Source organism: Limnoglobus sp. (assembly GCF_059499385.1).
Map to the genome: position 1 here is coordinate 58525 of NZ_JCABYM010000131.1, position 18067 is coordinate 76591.

The 18067-nt window shown below is 68.9% G+C and carries 9 protein-coding genes and 2 pseudogenes; 7 read left to right on the top strand and 4 right to left on the bottom strand.

The genetic code is table 11. The features are described 5' to 3' along the window. Nucleotides 1–27 precede the first annotated feature (27 nt). From AC5JJ2_RS22995 to AC5JJ2_RS23020, 6 genes and pseudogenes are all read left to right on the top strand, one after another. Nucleotides 28–9081 (top strand): polymorphic toxin-type HINT domain-containing protein, encoded by a 9054-nt coding sequence (locus tag AC5JJ2_RS22995; RefSeq protein ID WP_495860379.1) that lies wholly within the window; start codon nucleotides 28–30, stop codon nucleotides 9079–9081. Nucleotides 9082–9090: 9 nt separating this feature from the next. Next, a complete protein-coding gene (locus tag AC5JJ2_RS23000; protein WP_495860380.1) occupies nucleotides 9091–9786 on the top strand; it encodes a hypothetical protein in 696 nt (231 codons plus the stop codon). Between the two features lie 261 nt (nucleotides 9787–10047). Continuing rightward, nucleotides 10048–10410 carry an IS66 family insertion sequence element accessory protein TnpA gene (tnpA, locus tag AC5JJ2_RS23005; protein WP_495860381.1) on the top strand — a complete coding sequence of 121 codons (363 nt, stop codon included), beginning with the start codon at nucleotides 10048–10050 and terminating at the stop codon, nucleotides 10408–10410. Then, nucleotides 10404–10775, top strand: a complete 372-nt coding sequence (tnpB, locus tag AC5JJ2_RS23010) for an IS66 family insertion sequence element accessory protein TnpB (RefSeq protein WP_495860382.1) — start codon at nucleotides 10404–10406, stop codon at nucleotides 10773–10775. The genes tnpA and tnpB overlap by 7 nt, the downstream gene beginning before the upstream one ends. A 23-nt stretch (nucleotides 10776–10798) precedes the next feature. Next, nucleotides 10799–12016, top strand: a pseudogene (tnpC, locus tag AC5JJ2_RS23015) (IS66 family transposase); the annotation flags it as partial. After that, a complete protein-coding gene (locus tag AC5JJ2_RS23020; RefSeq protein ID WP_495860502.1) occupies nucleotides 12006–12305 on the top strand; it encodes an IS66 family transposase in 300 nt (99 codons plus the stop codon). The pseudogene tnpC and the gene AC5JJ2_RS23020, both read left to right, overlap by 11 nt. Here the strand turns inward: AC5JJ2_RS23020 and AC5JJ2_RS23025 are convergent. From AC5JJ2_RS23025 to AC5JJ2_RS23035, 3 genes are read right to left on the bottom strand one after another with little or no spacing between them, the layout of a single operon-like run. Then, on the bottom strand, nucleotides 12215–12976 hold the full coding sequence (locus tag AC5JJ2_RS23025) for an LbetaH domain-containing protein (RefSeq protein WP_495860383.1): 762 nt from the start codon (nucleotides 12974–12976) through the stop codon (nucleotides 12215–12217). The two genes, AC5JJ2_RS23020 and AC5JJ2_RS23025, sit on opposite strands and share 91 nt — an antisense overlap. 23 nt (nucleotides 12977–12999) lie before the next feature. After that, the gene (locus AC5JJ2_RS23030; RefSeq protein WP_495860384.1) at nucleotides 13000–15636 is read right to left on the bottom strand and encodes a protein kinase domain-containing protein; all 2637 of its coding nucleotides are present in this window, start codon (nucleotides 15634–15636) and stop codon (nucleotides 13000–13002) included. After that, a complete protein-coding gene (locus AC5JJ2_RS23035) occupies nucleotides 15590–16285 on the bottom strand; it encodes an RNA polymerase sigma factor (protein WP_495860385.1) in 696 nt (231 codons plus the stop codon). The genes AC5JJ2_RS23030 and AC5JJ2_RS23035 overlap by 47 nt, the downstream gene beginning before the upstream one ends. 767 nt (nucleotides 16286–17052) lie before the next feature. On the opposite strand from AC5JJ2_RS23035, the pseudogene AC5JJ2_RS23040 reads away from it, so the two are divergent. Beyond that, nucleotides 17053–17430: pseudogene (locus AC5JJ2_RS23040) on the top strand (FG-GAP-like repeat-containing protein); the annotation flags it as partial. Between the two features lie 425 nt (nucleotides 17431–17855). Here AC5JJ2_RS23040 and AC5JJ2_RS23045 read toward each other — a convergent pair. Next, nucleotides 17856–18047, bottom strand: a complete 192-nt coding sequence (locus tag AC5JJ2_RS23045) for a hypothetical protein (RefSeq protein WP_495860506.1) — start codon at nucleotides 18045–18047, stop codon at nucleotides 17856–17858. Between the last annotated feature and the right edge of the window lie 20 nt (nucleotides 18048–18067).

Genomic DNA, 18067 nt, shown 5'->3' on the forward strand with positions numbered 1-18067 from the left:
GTGGTCGAGCCCCTCGAGGACCGGGTCGTGCCGGACGGCCGCCCGCTCCCGCTGCCGTTCGTGTTCGCCGGGGCCGGGACCGGCAAGCCGCCGACCGTCGTCGGGTACCACGCCGACACCGGGGCGGTCGCGTTCGAGCGGGCGGCGTTCGAGCCGGGGTTCGCCGGCGGCGTCCGGGTGGCGGCCGGGGACGTGAGCGGGGACGGCATCCCGGACCTCGTCGCCGCCGCCGGGCCGGGCGGCGGGCCGCGGGTGCGGGTGTTCGACGGCAAGACCGGGGACCAGATCGCCGGGCCGCTCGGCAGCTTCTACGCCTACGCCAAGGGGTTCAAGGGCGGGCTGCACGTCGCCGCCGGGGACGTGAACGGGGACGGCCGGGCGGACGTCATCACGGCCGCGGACAAGGGCGGCGGGCCGCACGTCAAGGTGTTCAGCGGTAGCGACGGGACGGTCCTGGCCAGCTTCTACGCGTTCGACCCGGCGTTCACGGGCGGGGCGACGGTGGCGGCCGCCGACTTCACCGGGGACCGCCGGGTCGAGGTGGCGGTCGGGGCCGGGCCGGGCGGCCCGCCGCGGGTCAAGGTGTTCGACCCGATGACGGGGGGCGTGATCGCCGGACCGCTCGGGGAGTTCCTGGCGTTCGAGCCGGGGTTCAAGGGCGGGGTGAACGTCGGCACCGACGCGCTGGCCGGGGACGTGACCGGGGACGGGACGCCGGACCTGGTGGTCGGGGCCGGGGCCGGGGGCGGGCCGCGGGTGCGAGTGTTCGACGGGGCGACCGGGGCGGGCGTCCGGGACTTCTTCGCGTTCGACGAGAAGGTGACGGCCGGGGTGCGGGTGGCGACGGCGTTCGTTACCGACGACCCGCACGCCGACGTGGTGGTCGGGACCGGGCCGGGGCCGACGGCCCGAGTCAAGGTGTTCGACGGGCTGTCGACGGCCGAGCTGGCCGCCCCGATGAGCCCGTACACCCCGTTCGGGAAGGCGTTCGCCGGCGGCGTGTACGTGGCCGCGAGCAACGACCCGCCGGTCGTGACGAGCGGCGGGGGCGGGTACTTGTATGAGGACCCGAGCATCGGGGGCTCGGAGACGTTCCTCATCTACGCCGGCAGCCCGGTGGAGGAACCGGTCACGTTCAACTACCGGCTAGCCGGCGACGCGATCAACGGTCGGGACTACGTGTCTACCCCCGGCACGGTCACCGCGGGCCTCGGCACCATCACCATGAATGTCGGGGAGGACTCCGTCTACGTCACCGTCTACCCGCTCGACGACAAGTGGTTGGAGGGCGACGAGGATATCACGTTCACCCTGCTGCCGGGGGCCGGGTACTCGATCGGGTCGGGCGGGGCCGGCCCGTGGACGATCACCATCGTGGACGACGACGACGACGAGACCGACTTCACGTCCCCGCCCGACCCGCACGGCGGGATGGACGTGTCGCGGGGCTGCGACTGCGGGTGCGGGGCGCCCGCGTCCGAGCCGGTCGAGATGACGAAAACGCTGACCCGGGACCTGCCGATCGACACGAAGTCGCCCGTTGACAAGGCCACGGGCGGGCACCGCAACGCCATGATGACGCCCGGCGACGACAAGGACGCCCAGGTCCAGGACCTCCTGTCCCGCGATTCCGACCCGCCGGGCCGGTCGATCCCGGTGGCCGGCCAAGCCACCGGCGGCGCCCCGTCCGGATGGAGTGGCCACCCGGTCCGGTACGCCGACGGGCTGCTCCAGTACGTCGCCGCCGACCTCTGGTCGGACGGCCTCGGCGGGCCGCTCGGCGTCAGCCGGATGTGGTCGAACAACGCCAACTACTCGGCCGGCGGGCTGTTCGGCCCCGGCTGGTCGGACGGGTTCCAGCCGTTCGCCCTGGCCACCGCCGACGAGACCGTGGTGGCCGTGGTGCTCAACGGCTCTACGGCGATCTACTTCGACGAGACCACCCCCGGCCAGTACGTGGCCCGCCACTTCGGGCAGGAGACGCTCACCGACACCGGGACGGGGTTCACGCTCAAGACGCCCACGGGCGGCCAGGTCACGTTCGGGGCGGCGACGACGCTGACGGACGGCCGGGGGATGCACCGGTTCGCGTCGAGCACGGACGGCGATGGGGTCACGACGAGCGTGGTCAGCACGTCCGGCGGGCGGCCGACGGAGGTGCAGCGGGCCGCCACGGTCGGCGGGGTGACGCACACCGCCTCCCTCGTATTCGCCTACGGGACGACGGGCGGGGCGACCGACCGGGTCACGTCCGCGACGCTCCGGCGGAAGGTCGGGTCGGGGGCGTGGGAGACGGCCCGGTCCGCCGAGTACACGTACTACAACACCGGGGCCGCGAACGGCCGGGCCGGGGACCTGCGGACGGCGACCATGAAGGACGCTTCCGGGACCGCGCTGGAGACGGAGTACTACCGGTACTACACGGCCTCCGGGGGCCTGAAGTACGCCGTCCGCGGCGAGTCCCTCCGCCGGGCCACGGCCGCCCACGGGACGACGTTGGATTCCATCTCGGACACGAACCTCGCGCCGTTTAGCGACCACTACTTCGAGTACGACTCGCAACTGCGGGTGACGAAGGAGGTCGCGGGCGGGGCCGGATGCTCGGCCTGTTCGGGCGGCCTGGGTGAGTTCACGTTCGCCTACACGACCAGCACGGCCGTGCCGGAGAACGTCAACGAGTACGCCCGGTTCTGGAAGGTGAAGACGGTCGAGACGCTCCCGGACGGGAGCACGAACACGGTGTACACGAACGCCCGCGGGGCGACGCTCTTGAAGGTGTTCCACGACGCGGCGACGAGCACCGACGCGGCGACGTTCCACGCCTACGACGAGGAGGGCCGGCGGGTCCTGACGGCATCGCAATCGGCCATCACCGGGTGGAGTGACTCGTACCCCGACCTGCTGAACCGGGTGGCCGGCGACTACCAGTACCTCTCCGACACCCAGGGTTTGGTCGAGCGGGTGGACTGGTACTACACGACGACGGCGACGACGAGCACGGCGGGGGCGGCGGCCGGCTACCTCCAGGGGACGAGCCTCCAGCGGGGCGAGTACGGCGTGCCGGTGCCGCAGTCGAAGGTCACGTACATCGCGCGGACGGCCGGCGGGGTGACCGGGTACCAGCCGGCGGCGGAGACGGCGTACCGCAACGCCGACGGCACGGGCGGGGTCACGACCACGTACGCCTTTACGTGGGACACCGGGACGCACGCGATCCGGTCGGCGGCGGTGACGAACGCGGTGGTCTCGACCGGCCAGAACGGGTCCGGGTCGGCGACGGGCGCGACGGTCGTACTGGATTCGCTCGGGCAACCGGCGTGGGCGAAGGACGCGGGCGGGTTCCTGACGTACACGGCCTACGACCCGGCGACCGGAGCGGTCGTCAAGGTGATCGAGGACGTGAACACGGCGAACACCGGGGACTTCACCGGGCTGCCGTCCGGGTGGAGCACGCCGTCCGGCGGCGGGCTGCACCGGATCACCACCGTCGAGGTGGACGCCCTCGGCCGGCCAACGAAGGTGACGAGCCCCGGCGGGGTGGTGGACTACACGGTGTACAACGACGCCGCCCGCGAGGTCCGGCACTACCCCGGCTGGGATTCGACTTCCAACGCCCCGACCGGCCCCACGGTCGTCAGCCGGGCGGACGCGACCGGGACGTACAGCGAGGTCCTCACCATGACGGCGACGCCGGCCGTCAGCGGCGGCCGGCCGACGGGCACGGAGTCGGTCTCCGGCCTCAAGTCCCTGTCGCGGACGTTCTATAACGACGCCGGCCAAGCAGTCGCGCAGCACGACTACTTCGACCTGACCGGCCTCACGTACACCACGAGCGCGTCGCTCGGCACCCAGGGGACGCACTACTACCGGACGGAGCAGCGGATCGGCAAACAGGGGCTGCCGAACCGGACCCTCAGCCCGGCCGGGACGATCGCCCGGACCGAGTACGACGGCCAGGGCCGGCCAGTGAGCGAGTGGGTCGGCACGGACGACACGCCGACGACCGGGTTCTGGTCGCCCTCGAACACGGCCGGGACGGACCTGGTGAAGGTGGCCGCGTACGAGTACGACGGCGGCGGGGCCGGGGACGGGAACCTGACGAAGGTGACCCTGATCCCCGGCGGCGGGGCGGCGGACCGGGTGACCCGGATCAGCTACGACTGGCGGGACCGGCCGGTGGCCGTGAAGGAGGGGGTGGAGACGACCGAGTCCACGGCCGTCAACCGGCCGATCACGTACCTCGTGTACGACAACCTCAACCGCGTCACGACGGACCTCGTGTTCGACGGGGACGGGGTGACGGTCGCCGACGCGAACTCGGACGGCGTTCCGGACCAGCCCTCGGCCGGCCTCCTCCGCGCGAAGTCCGTGACGAGCTTCGACGACCTCGGCCGGGCGTACCAGCTCGACCGCTACGGCGTGAACCAGTCCACCGGGTCGGTCGCCACGACGCCGCTCACGGCAAAGGCGTGGCGGGGGCCGCGGGGCGAGGTGGTCAAGGCCCTGGCCCCCGGCGGCCTCGTCGAGAAGGCGGCCTACGACGGCCTGGGCCAGCCCACGTTCCTGTACACGACCGACGGCGGCGGCGACTCGGCCTACGCCGACGCGCTGACAGTAACCGGCGACACGGTGTTCGCCCAGGTCGAGCCGGCGTTCGACGCCGACGGCCGGGTCATCAAGGTCACAAGCCGGGAGCGTCGGTACGGGGAGACGGGCACCGGGGGGCTCGGGACCGCGACGACTGGGGTGCGGGCCCGACTGGCTCACGTCGGGTACTACTACGACGGCGGCGGGCGACTCGTCGCCGAACTGGACGTCGGCACGAATGGCGGCGTCAACTGGTCGCGGCCGGGGAGCGTCCCCACACCTTCCGGGTTCAATCACGTCACGAGCTACGCCTACGGCACCGACGGGCTGCCGTACGAGGTGGTCGCGCCGGACGGGGTGGCGTACCGGGCGGAGTTCGACGCCCTCGGCCGCCCCACGAACGAGACGGCGGCCTACGGCACGGCAGACGCCTTCACGACGAGTTACGCCTACGACTCCGGCGGCCGCCTCTCGACCGTGACGCTACCCGGCAGCCGTGTCACCAAGTACGCCTACGACACGTTCGAGCGGGTGAGTGGCGTCACCGAGCGGTACGGCACGGCCCTCGCACGGACGTCCGAAGTCGTTTACAACCGGCTGGGCGAGACGGTCGGAACGACCGACCCGCTCGGCACTGACGCGGCGGTCGCCTACGACGTGCTCGGCCGCATCACGACCGTGACCGCTGCCGTGGGTCTGGCCGTCGAGCGTAGCGCGTCTTGGACCTACGACGCGCTCGGCCGGGCGGTGTCGGCCACCGACACGCGGGGGTACGTCACGGCGTTCGCCTACGACGACGTGAACCGGACGGCCACGGCCACCGACCCGCTCGGGTACACGACCACCGCCGCCTACGACGCGGACGGCCGCGTGGTCTCGCTGACCGACGCCTACGGCAAGGCTTGGACGACCGACTACGACCTGCAGGGCCGCGTGGTCGAGGCCGCCGACCCGCTCGGGAGCACGACCAAGTACCGGTATTGGGTCGCCGGGGAAGAGATGGTCGTCGTCGACCCGCGCGGGAACACGTCCTCGACCCTCCTCGACCGGTTCGGGAACGTGGGAGCGGTGTTCGATCGTGCCGGGAACATGAACGAGTTCAGCTACGACCCGGCCGGCCGGCTGGTCCAGGCGTTCGACGGCCACGCCACGGAAACCGACTACGACTACGACGCCCTCGGCCGGCTGGTCGGGGTGACCGAGGCGGCCGGCTACGCCGAGGAGCGGACCACTTCCTTCGACTTCAACGCCTCGGGCGACCTCGTGAGCGCGACGAACCCCCGCGGCGTGGTCACAACCTACGGCCACGACACGGCCGGCCGGGTCACGAGCGTCACCCTCGCGGACGGCACGGCCGACGAGCTGCTGTACGAGACGGACTACGACCTCCTCGACCGCGTGGCCGCGACGACGCGGCCCGGCGGCCGGGTCACGGAGTACGGGTACGACGAACTCGGCCAGGTCACGGCCGTGACCGAGGGGGTCGGCACGGCCCTCGAACGGACCACCGCGTTCGACTACGACGATGCCGGCAACCTGGTCACCGTCACCGACCCGCTGAGCCACGCCACGACCTACGGGTACAGCAAGCGGAACGAGCGGACGACGATCACCGACGCCCTGAGCGGTGTGACCACCTTGGCCTACGACAAGGTCGGCAACCTCGTCTCCCTGACCGACCCTGTCGGCAACGAGACGACGTGGGCCTACGACGACGCCCGCCGGATGGTCGAGGAGACCGACCCCCTCGGCAAGGCCACGGGCTACGCGTACGACGAGAACGGCAACGTCGTCGAGGTCGAGGACCGGCTCGGCCGCAAGCGGCTGTTCACCTACGACGGGAACAACCGGAAGCTCACGGAGGTCTGGAAGTCGGCCGCCGGCTCGACGGTCCAGACGCAGACGTTCACCTACGACGCGAACGGCAACCTGCTCACCGCGACCGACCCGGACGGGAGCTACACGCTCACCTACGACGCCCTGAACCGGGTCGCGACGGTCGCGCAGCCGTTCGGCGTCAGCCAGACGTTCACGTACGACGCCAACGGCAACCGGCTGACGGCGAGCGACAGCGCCGGCGGGGTGCTGACGAGCACCTACGACAACCTCGACCGGCTCGCCACCCGCGAGCTGGGCGGCACCGGCGTGACGCCGATGAAGGCGGCGTGGGGGTACGATTCCGACGGCGACATGGCGACGGTGACCCGGTCGGGCAAGTCGGGCGGGTCGTGGGTGACGGCCGGGGTGACGACGTACACCCACGACGACCTCGGCCGGGTGACGAACATCCGGCTGGCGGACGCCTCGAACGCGACCCTCTCGCAGTACGGGTACACGTTCGACGACGCGGACCGGATCACGGCGATGACGGTGAACGGCACGAGCCGGACGTTCGGCTACGACAACACGAACCAGCTCACGGGCGACAACGGCACCACGATCGCTTACGACAAGAACGGGAACCGGACCGGCACCGGATATACGACCCACGACGCGAACCGGATGACGGCCGACGGGACGTGGGCCTACACGTACAACGACGAGGGGCAGCTCGTCGGGAAGTCGAAGTCCGGGGTGTCGTGGAGCTACGAGTACGACCACCGCGGGCAGATGACGAAAGCCACGAGCGGCACGACGGTCGTGGAGTACGACTACGACGCGTTTGGCAACCGGATCGAACGCTCCGCGACGGTCGGCGGAACGACCACGACCGAGCGGTTCGTGGTGGACGGGTGGGACACCGCGAAGCCGGGGGCGGTCGGGACCGAGAACTTCGACGCGGCGATCGACCTGAACGGGTCGAACGCGGTGACGGCCCGGCGGGTGTTCGGGGCCGGGTTCGACGACCTCGTGGGCATGCAGTCCGGGAGCGGCGCGGTCAGCTGGTACGGCACCGACCACCTGGGCAGCGTGCGGCAGGTCTTTGACAATTCGGGCACCGTGACAAACACGGTCGATTACGACGCATTCGGAGGGTTCCTGGGCGGGGTACCGGCTGACCGGTACGCGTACACCGGCCGGGAGTACGACGCCGTGACCGGGCAGACGCACTACCGGGCAAGGGTTAAGGACGGCCACCGGTTCACCACCGAGGACCCGCTACGGTTCGCGACCGGCGATACCAACCTCGCTCGGTATGTCGGTAACGCTAGTCACACAAGGCGCGACCCGAGTGGGTTGGACAGCCTCATCATTGAGAACAACCAAGTCAGCTTTGAACGAACCTATTACATTACTCCATGGGCGAACGGCGGCGTGTACGCAATCGGGTCTCTGGTAGAAATTGAGGGTAGGCAGTACGTCCAACACGGAAGTTATCTGGTTCCCTTGGAACAAGTTCGAGACGCGATCGAACGGACATTTACGATCGGGTACGGGGGCGAGTGGCGTTCCGACCCGAATGCGATGACGGAATGGTTCCGACAACACGATGTGGGCGGGGAAGTGAGAAAGCCGCACGACCAGCGGGCGGTCGCTGATCGCATGTTCGGCCCCGCGGCGACGTTAGGAGGCGATGCGTCACGCGCCGTCAACCAGATGATAACGGATGTCGCCGAGTCGGCACTCCAGGATCTCGCGGTTAAGACTGGCGTCGTCGGAACGGCACTGCTTCTAGGCTGGGCAGTCAAAAAAGGCTATAAAGTCATTCGGAACAGTAATGGAAAGATTACACACTTGGTGGACGAAAGTGGCAATCGCTTGTCTCCTGAAAAATATCGAGAACTACAATCGAAGTTTGCTGAATGCGCCAACTCCACACGAGTGAAGGGACGATTGGTACAGCCTAGAGGTTGCTTTCCTGCCGGCACGCTGGTTACAACAGAAGACGGCCTCAAGCCGATTCAGACTCTTCGTAGCTCAGATCGCGTGTGGGGATATGACCTGACCTCTGGCGTATGGAAGTTGCGCCGGGTCGTCGAGACTTACGAACATGACTACGAGGGCGATATCATATCGCTTGTTGTCGAAGGCGAGGTAATTGAAGCGACCACAAATCACCCTTGCTGGGTGGTAGAGGGTGCAGGGTTGGAACAGCGAAAGCAATCTGACCACGTCCCCGTCACGCCTGCGGGATCGCGACTTCGCGGTCGTTGGATTGATGCTGGCAATCTTCTGGTCGGCGATGTATTGTTTTTGAAATCGGGTCGCCATGCGATTGTCAGCCACCTGTCAGTGCGACAGGCGCGACAGAAGGTATATAATTTCCAAGTTGAGGAAGTTCACACATATGCTGTTGGCAGAAGCCAAGTACTTGTCCACAATAAACCGATGGAGTACGCCCCCAGGCCAAATGGGCCTGTGGGTAAAATGACGAAGCCGAACGACAAATGGTTTTTTGATCGTGGCTTGGATCCTCATCAGATCAAAGACGACATCGCAGGGGGTAGCATCTCCCGATACGATGTGTTCAAGGATCGGGATAACAATCTTTGGGTTCTTCCGAAAAACGGCAACGGTGAGCCTCAATGGTATGGAAGGTGGGTCGATGAATAGGAGGAAACGATGAATCTGAATTGGGAGAAGTCGTCCACGGGTTTGCATGCTGTCCTGGTAGAGCGAGCCCCAGCAAGGGGTCCCGTGCTTGGTGGCCTCGCCTTTAAGAAAGCCAATGACGTAGAGTGGGTCCGAGCGGCGTTCGGTGGTGATTGGAGGGGGTTTGAGCCATACGTCCGCCTGTGGATCAGGAACGGGAAAGATGCTACGGGCCTGATTATTCTCATGCACGACTACCCGAAAGAAAGTGATACAGAGTCGTTACCCGATGTCTGTGTCCGATGGAGTGAGTGGCACGAGCCATTGGCAGCGCAGGGATTTGCTTCGGCAGATAATAAGCGATTGTATGTTCAGAATGATTTGCCGATCCATTGCAGCCTTCGGTTCTACCGCTCTGCGGAAATTGGCATTGGCCAGTTGATGGAGCGGACTTCAAAGATTTTGGCTGGTGGGATTTCATTTAACGTGACAGATCGCACTGATTGTCGTGAAGTCACCGTTGAATTCTGCGATGGCTCGCTATCTTATGAGTTTTCCTTCTTCCCAGGTGGGTTCTCGAGCGTTCTATTGGAAGAAATAACTCGGGAGTGGTTTGAGTACGCACAGTCTCTTCAGATGCAGCACGACTATCCACCTGATGAGGGCTTTCAAATCGCGTACCGTGAGTCCCTTTGGGAGCAGATTGCTAGATATGAGAAGTCGTAATTGTGGCCGGACCTCGGCGGCCGCTTGACGCCGAGACCCGGAAGGTCGTGGCGATGGTCGCCGACGACCGTTCGGAGATGACGGCGCAATGCGTGTGGGACGCCCTGCCAAGCGCGAACCGATAAGAGGTGGGGTTCTGCGCCGAAATCCTGCCCACTCACCGCGACGAGCGGTACACGGGCAGTACGGTAAGCGTCCGGCGAATCGACGCCTTGCGGGGTCGTTTACGATGGTGGCTTTCTCACACGAGGAGGTCACACCGTGTCCGACACCCACATCCCATCCCTGCCGACCGACCCCACCGACCGGGAGCAGTTCTGGCGGGACACGCTCGCCGCGTTCGCCGCGTCCGGCCTCTCCGTCCGGGCGTTCTGTGCGGCCCGTAGCCTTCCCGAGAAGCGGTTCTACACGTGGCGGAAGAACCTCGGCCTGAGCCCCGTCGGGCGGCCGGCCGCGTCGCCGTCCGACGCCCCGGTCGCCCGCGGGTTCGTCCCCGTCCGGGTCGTGCCCGACGCGACGGCCGAGGTCGTCCTCCCCGGCGGGGTGACCCTCCGCGTCCCGGTCACGGCCGACCCGGCCCACGTGGGCCGCCTCGTCGTCGCGCTGCGGGGTGCGACGTGCTGACGCTCGGCACCACCGGGGCCATTTACCTGGCCGTCGAACCCCAGGACGGCCGCAAGGGGATCGACGGCCTCGCCGGGGTCGTGGCCGCCGCCCTGGACCGCGACCCGGCGTCCGGCGACCTGTTCGTGTTCAAGAACCGGACGGGGGACCGGCTGAAGGTGCTGGCGTGGGCCGAGGACGGGTTCGCCCTGTACCTCCGCCGGTTGGAGCGGGGGACGTTCGCGTTCCCGGCGGCGGCCGGGGCCGAGGTGGCCGTCACCCCGGCCCAACTGGCCATGATCCTCGGCGGCCTCGACCCCGCCCAGGCCCGACGCCGCAAGCGATACGCCCGGCCCGAATCGCCGCCGATTCCCGGAACCGGCTGACCCGCTCGCGCGTACCCACCGGCATGACGCCCCGCGAAGCTCAACTCGAGCGCGACAAAGCCCACCTGCGGGCCACGGTCGCGGAGTTGCACGCGGCCCTCGCCGACCTCCGGGCGACCGTCGAGAAGCAGCAGGCCCACCTCGACCGGCTCGTGCGGATGACCTTCGGCCGGTCGTCCGAGCGGGCCATCGGCCCGACGCTCTTCGACGCGGTCACGCCGTCGGGTGACACCCCCGTGCCCGTGCCGCCCGAGCCGGGCCGGTCCGCGTCTTCGTCCCGTCGCCGGGGCCACGGCCGCCGTCGGATCTCGGCCGACTTGCCCGTGGAACGCGTCGAGATCGACCTCCCGGAGGCCGAGAAGGTGTGCCCGTGTTGCGGCGACGCCCGCGTCCGCATCGGTGCGAGCGAGCCGTCCCGCCGGCACGACTACCGCCCGGCGTCGGTGTTCATCCGCGAGACCGTCCGCTTCAGCTACGCGTGCCGGCGGTGCGAACAGGCCGGCCGCGACCCCCAATTCGCCCGCCCCCCGTTGCCGCCCGAACCGATCGAGCGGTCGGCGGCCGCGGCGGGGCTACTGGCCCACGTCGTCGTCTCGAAGTTCGTCGATCACCTCCCGCTCCACCGCCTGGAGGCCGTCCTCGGTCGGCACGGGTTGGCCGCGTCGCGATCGACCCTGTGCGACTGGGTCCGCGGGTGTGCCGCCGCCCTCGACCCGGTGTACCGGGCGATGGTCGGGCGGGTGAAGCGGTCGCACGCCATCCATGCCGACGAGACGCCGGTCACGTTGCTCCGACCCCGGCGGACGGCCTACGCCTGGGCCTACCTCGGCGACGCGACGAACCCGTTCACCGTGTTCGACCTCACGGCCGGCCGGTCGCAAGACTTCCCGGCGCGGTTCCTCGGCGGCTTCGCCGGGTTCGTCCACTCCGACGCCTACGCCGGGTACCACCCGGTCCACGGCGGCACGCGGCACGTCGGGTGCTGGATGCACGCCCGCCGCGGCTTCCACGACGCCCGCGCCGCCGACCCGCGGGCGGCCGAGGCGTTGGCCTTCGTCCGCGCCCTGTACGACGTGGAGCGACGGATCGCCGAGGCGGGATTACGAGACGAGGCGGTCGCGGCGTTCCGCCGGGGGCACGCCCGACCGACCCTCGACGCCTTCGCGACGTGGCTGACCGAGCAGAAGCGGGCGGCCCTCCCGGCGAGCGCCTTCGGCCAAGCCGTGACGTATGCCGTCAACCAGTGGCCGCACACTCGTGCGGTACGTCGACGACCACCGGTTGGCGATCGACAACGGCCCGGCCGAGCGGGCGATCCGCCCGCTGGCGCTCGGCCGAAAGAACTGGCTCTTCGTGGGCGGCGACGGCGGCCCCCACTCGGCCGCCGTCCTCCTGAGCGTGGTGGCCAGCGCCAAGCGGCACGGGCACGACTCGTGGGACTACCTGTGCGATCTGTTGACCCACCTCCCGGCCCGACCGCCGAATGCCGACGTGTCCGACCTCCTCCCCGACCGGTGGCGACCGTCGTAGACCCCGCGACGCGGATCCCGCACGCCGTCGGACAAACCTAATCGCCGGACGCTTACGCCGTACCGGGCGAGGAAGTCGGCGACGCGGGGGCTGTACAGGAGGTCGGCGGCCGCCACCTTCTCGTCCGGCCAGTCCCACCACCGGACGGCGAGCAGGGCGGCGACGGTCGCCGGGTCGAACCGGTGGCGGGCGACGCGGGCCGGGTTGCCGACGACGACGGCGTACGGCGGCACGTCCTTGGCGACGACGGCCGCCGCCCCGACGACCGCCCCGTCGCCGATCGTGACGCCGGAGAGGATCGTGGCGTACGCCCCGACCCACACGTCGCTGCCGAGGACGACGTCGCCCTTCGTGCCGGGGGTGTCGATGTCGTGCCGGGGGACGTGGTGACGCGGTCGAGGTCGTGCTCGGCGTCGATCACGAACCGGACGCCGGGGCCGATCGAGCAGTAGTGGCCGATCGTGATCTTGGACCGGCTTCCCCAGGCGGCGACGACCGGCGGCTCGGAGCAGTAGGTGCCGCGGCCGAGGGTGATCGCGGGGTGCAGCGGCATACCGATTAAGGCTATTCGGAGGGGGTCTTGTAATCTCTTCAGACAGGTTACTTAGGTATGGTGAAACGTCGGAATGTGGGAGTGAACAAGTGATACGGTTTTGTTCGTCCGTTGTCACACCCAGGGCCTGCGCGTCCGATCTTACCGGAACAGGAGCGGTGTCTCCGTACGCGTCGGTAGCGGCTCGGGCCGTCGCGGTGGGGCAGTCCCCTGGATCATTGCCCAGACCGCGTCGTGGTAATGTACGTCCGTGGGCGACGCGGCGAAGTCGGCCCTAACCGCCGCGGACGCCGTCCGAAAAACGGCTCGCGCCTTGTCCCGCTCACCCGCCCGCCAGAGCAACCCGGCCCGCAGCAGATGAGGCGTGTGCTCGCCGGCGACCGTGGGCGGGTCGGGCAACGCCCGGCACTCGGTGCAGTCACCGGCCTCGTAGAGGGCGACGCGGAGCCAGTACGCCGGGCCGCTGCCCGGCGGCTTCCCGCGGGCCAGCGGGCGGAGGATCTCGACCGCTTTCGCCGGGTCCTTAGCCCCCGGCAATGGGGGGTCGAGGTGGTAAACCCCGTCCCACATTTTGAGCAATTCACTCGTCGGCATCCGGGCCAGGGCCGCGTCGAGCGCGGCCCGTAACTCTCGGTCCCGGCCGGCGGCCGCGGCCGGGTCCGTCCGCCGTAGCCGCTGGCCGTCGGCCACCAGGTACGCCAGCGTGTAGGCCGCGGCCTCGGGGTACGCCGGGTTCTCCCGCTCGACGTCACGGGCCAAGGCCAATCCGTCCGCAAGCGCGGCGGCGGCCGCCCCGGACCGGCCGCAGAATTGATGGGTTTGGGCAAGCAGCGAGTAGGCGTCGAGGAGCGTCCGGTACTGCCCGACCCGGGCCGGGGCGGCCGCCCGCACCGCCGTCAGGCTGCGGACGATTTCCGCCAACACGGCGACGTACCGGTCCGGGTCGTGGTAGTGAAACCGCAGGAGGCGGCCGTAAGACCAGAGGGCGTTCGTTAGGAACTGGTGCCGGACCGGGTCGGTCGGGTACTTGGCAGCCGTAGCCCGGTTCAGCCGAACGGCCTCCACGAGAAGTTCCTCTGCCCGGTCCCAGTTCTCGTGCCGCAGTTCAAAGCTGCCGAGCGCCTCTGCGAACGCGGCGTGGACGTTCTTCGTGTGATCGCTGTCAGGAACCTCGGCCAACAGTCGGTCGGTGACGGAAAGGGCCTCCTCCCGCAACGGGCGGACACGGTCGTCGTCGCCGGCGGCCTCGTGCCACGAGCTCAAGCTGATGGTTGCCTCGGCGTACCCGAGGCGGTATTTCGGACGGTCGGGGAACGCGGCGGTCAGTCGCTGGAGTTCGTCGCGGGCGAGTTCGACCCGTGGTATGACCTCGGCGGGCGGCCGGTACTGGGCCAACATCTCGGCGAGTTGGAGCATGGCGTAGGCCGTGTCGTGCCACGCCTCGGGGTCGTCCCGGTAGTCCGCGGCCGCCTCCGCGTGGAGGTCGTACAGCCGAATGATCGGCTCCGGGTCTTGGAGGTGGATGTTCTGCGGGAACCAAAACTGTTGTTCCCGCGTCCGGGCCACGGTCCGGAGCGCGTCACGGGCTCGCTGGAGCCGCTCGGCGGCAAGGGCAGCGTTCGCCGTGGCCCTGCGGTAAAGGGCTGTCATGGTGATAGTGCTTCCGACCAGCACCGCAACGAACGAGGCGATTAGGGCGGCCAGGGCCGGACGCCGTTTTGCAAGGCGAAGGCCTCGTCGCACGACCCCCAGCGGCCTGGCCCGTACCGGTCGGCCCTCGAGGTAACGCTCCAAGTCTTCGGCCAACGCTTGGGCGGACGGGTAGCGATCCGGCGGGCGTTTCTGGAGGCACTTCATGCAGATCGTGTCGAGGTCCTCAACGACGGCCGGTCGCAGGAGCCGGGGTGAAATGGGGTCCTCGGCCCGGACCCGCCGCAGAACCTCGTCCGTATCGCCGTCCGGGGATACGGGCGGGCGGCCGACCAACATGTCGTAAAGGACGGCCCCCAACCCGTACACGTCGGTTCGTGCGTCTACCTCTCCGGCGGCAGCTTGCTCGGGGGCCATGTAGCAAGGCGTCCCGACTGCTCCGCCGGTACGTGAAGCCTGACGGCCGAACGTTGCCGCCTGTCCGAAATCCGCGACCTTTGGCGTCCTGTCGTCGGTGAGCAGGATGTTTCCGGGTTTGAGATCCCGGTGGAGGACGTTGCGGTCGTGGGCGGCTTGGACCGCAATCGCGGCTTCGCGGACCATCTTCGCCACGTCCCGCGGTGCCCATAGTTTCGCGTGTCGGGATCGGTCTTCGACAAGTGAGCCGTTCGGCACGTACTCCATCGCGAAGTAGTACCCGTCCGACGTGCGGCCGGATTGAAGGACACGGACAACGTTCGGGTGGTCGAGCCGGGCAAGGACTTCCGCCTCGGTCCGGAGCAGTCCAAAACTCGTTTCGTCCAGGTCTGTCCGGAGCGTCTTGACGGCCACGAGTCGCCCGAGGTCCGACTGGCGGGCCTTCCACACCTGTCCGACGGCCCCTTGCCCGATCACGGAGACGAGTTCAATGCCGGGAATGGTTGGGGGTGACGGCGCGTCTGTGCCAAATAAGGCCGCCCGGACGTGACCGCGTTGATCGGCCGGGAGCGCGGAACGGGCGAGCGAGGAGAGGGCGGCTTGACACTCCGGACACGTCTCGACGTGACCCTCGACGGCCGCTGCAACGTCCGCAGCGAGTTGCTCATCGACGAAGCGGGAGAGCACCTCTTCGCTGGGGCAAGGGTTCATGACAATCCTTCATGTCGGTGGCCGTGCCGTTCGCCGCGAGAAACGCCCCGGTCTCGGCGAGCATCCGGTTCACCCGGTTTACCGCCACGAAGACGGCCCCGACGGTCTTCCCGAGCGATCGCGCGACGCCCTCGATGGCTTCGCCCAGGAGCTCGTACCGCTCGTAGGCAGCCCAAGTCTCGGGCCGAACACGGCGTTTCACGGCTTCGACTGCGGCCGCGATGTCGTGTTCAAACGCGGTCGCGAGTTCGTCCGCCATTTCACTGGCGGCCGCGGCCGAGAGCGCGGCCGTCATTCTGTCGAGCGGGCCACGGCCGCCGGGGGCGTGGTCGGCCGTTCGGCTCTTGATTGCCCTGCGGAAGTCGATGACCATCCGCTCGACAACCGCCTTGAGCCAACTCCTGAATCGGTTGGGTTCCCCGTCGTCGTTCACCAGTCGATACGTGTGGAGCTTACGCGGGACATCGGCCATGAACGATTGGGCCAAGTCCTCGGCGTCGGTAGCCGACACACCCTTCCTCCGACACCAGGCGAGAACAACCCCGCGGTATCGGAAGAAGAACTGTGCCCACGCTTCCGACTGCCGGTCGCGGAGTCGGACTAGGAGGCTGGCGTGTGTTGAAGGAAAAACAGCGAGATTGGGCGTCACGGGGCGGTATCCAGGTGCAAGAGAGAATGAAATTTATCCGACATCGGGTTTGGTGTCACACCAATTTTTTCTCATTCGCGTAAGTGCCGTGCGTAACAGTTGCGAACCCCGCGTGTGTCGCGCCAGTGAAGTCGTCGGCAGCGGCATGGTCACGCGGGCGGGGGTCGCCCATGCGTCTCGCCTGGCATTCGTGGGTCCGGAACTGGCTGGCCTGGGGTCGGCGGAGGCTTCGCGGGGGCAAGTTTTCCGTCCCCCTCCGCGTGCGGCTCCGGCCCACGCCGTTGGAAGACCGGATCGCTCCGGCCACCGAACCCGTCTTCCGCGGTGGGCTGACGGTCGCGGTCGGGGACGTGACCGGGGACGGCGTACCCGATTTCGTCGGGGCCCCAGGCGCGAACGCCCCACCGCGGGCTGTGGTGTACGACGGCATCGACGGCCGCCAAGCGTCGTCCTTCCTCACGCACGAGGCGAGCTTCTTGGGCGGCGTGTACGTCGCAGTCGGGGACGTGACCGGGGACGGGACACCCGAGGTCGTCGCTGGGGCCGCGGCCGGCGGCGGCCCACGGGTGACCGTGACGGACCCCAGGTCGGGCAGCGCCCTCGCCAGCTTCTTCGCCTACGACCCGGCCTTCAGGGGCGGAGTGCGGGTAGCCGTGGCGGACATCGACGACGATGGGCGGGCGGAAATCGTTACGGCCCCAGGGGACGGCGGGGGGCCGCACGTCCGCGTGTTCGACGGGACGGGCCGGAACCTCGGCCGGGACTTCATGGCGTACGACCCGGGGTTCCGCGGCGGGGCCACGGTCGCGGCGGCGGACACAGACGGGGACGGGCGGGCCGACTTCGTGACCGGCCCAGGGCGGGGAGGTGGGCCGCACGTCAAGGTCGTGAGCGGGGCGACCGGGGCCGTGCTCCAGTCATTCTTCGCGGACGCGCCGACGGACCGCGGCGGCGTCTGGGTCGCGGCCGCGGACGTGGACGGCAACGGGCTCGCGGACGTGGTGACCGGCTCCGGTGTTGGCCGGGCCTCCCACGTCCGGGCGTTCGCGGGGGCGGGAACGGCGTTCGCAGAGTGGGAGGTGTACGAGCCGTCGTTCCTTGGTGGCGTCCGGGTCGCCACGGCAGACGTAAACGGGGACGGGTTCGCGGATGTCTTGACCGGTCCCGCCGCGGGGGGCGGGCCGCGGATCACGATTTGGGACGGGTATCGGTTTACCCGCACGCACAACTTCTTCGCCGTAACGGATGGCCAACCCCTCGGCTTTGGCCTCAAGGCTCCGCCGCCGCGGACGCCGCTGTTCGACGGGTCCACGTTCGTCGTGCCGGGGACGCCGGGGGGCCGGGCGGCTTTCGCCTCGGACGTGTTGCGAAGGTTTACCGAGCTGCCGGGCGAGTTGGGCGTGTTCCGCGTGGACGACCGGGACGAACGGGTCGGGGCCCTTCGGCCGGGCGACGACGGCTACGCGCAAGTGGCCCTGTCAGCGGACCGGCGGATCCGGCTATTCGCACCGACGGCCGAACCGGGAACGGGTGCAGGGGTCGAACTCGGGGCCGGGCAACGGTATGCCTTCTACCTGATCCGCGGCGGCTCCTTCGAGGAGTGGGCGGCGGCCGGGTTCGCAAACACCCCTGGCCTCGGTAGCGTGTTCCCGTTCCCGGCCGCCAATCCGGGGGGCGCGGCCCAGTTCCGGGTCGGGCCGCGGAACCGGGCGGCGTTCGAGGACATCGCCGGGCTGGACGACGACTTCAACGACGTGATCATGGACGTCCGCTTGGCCGGCG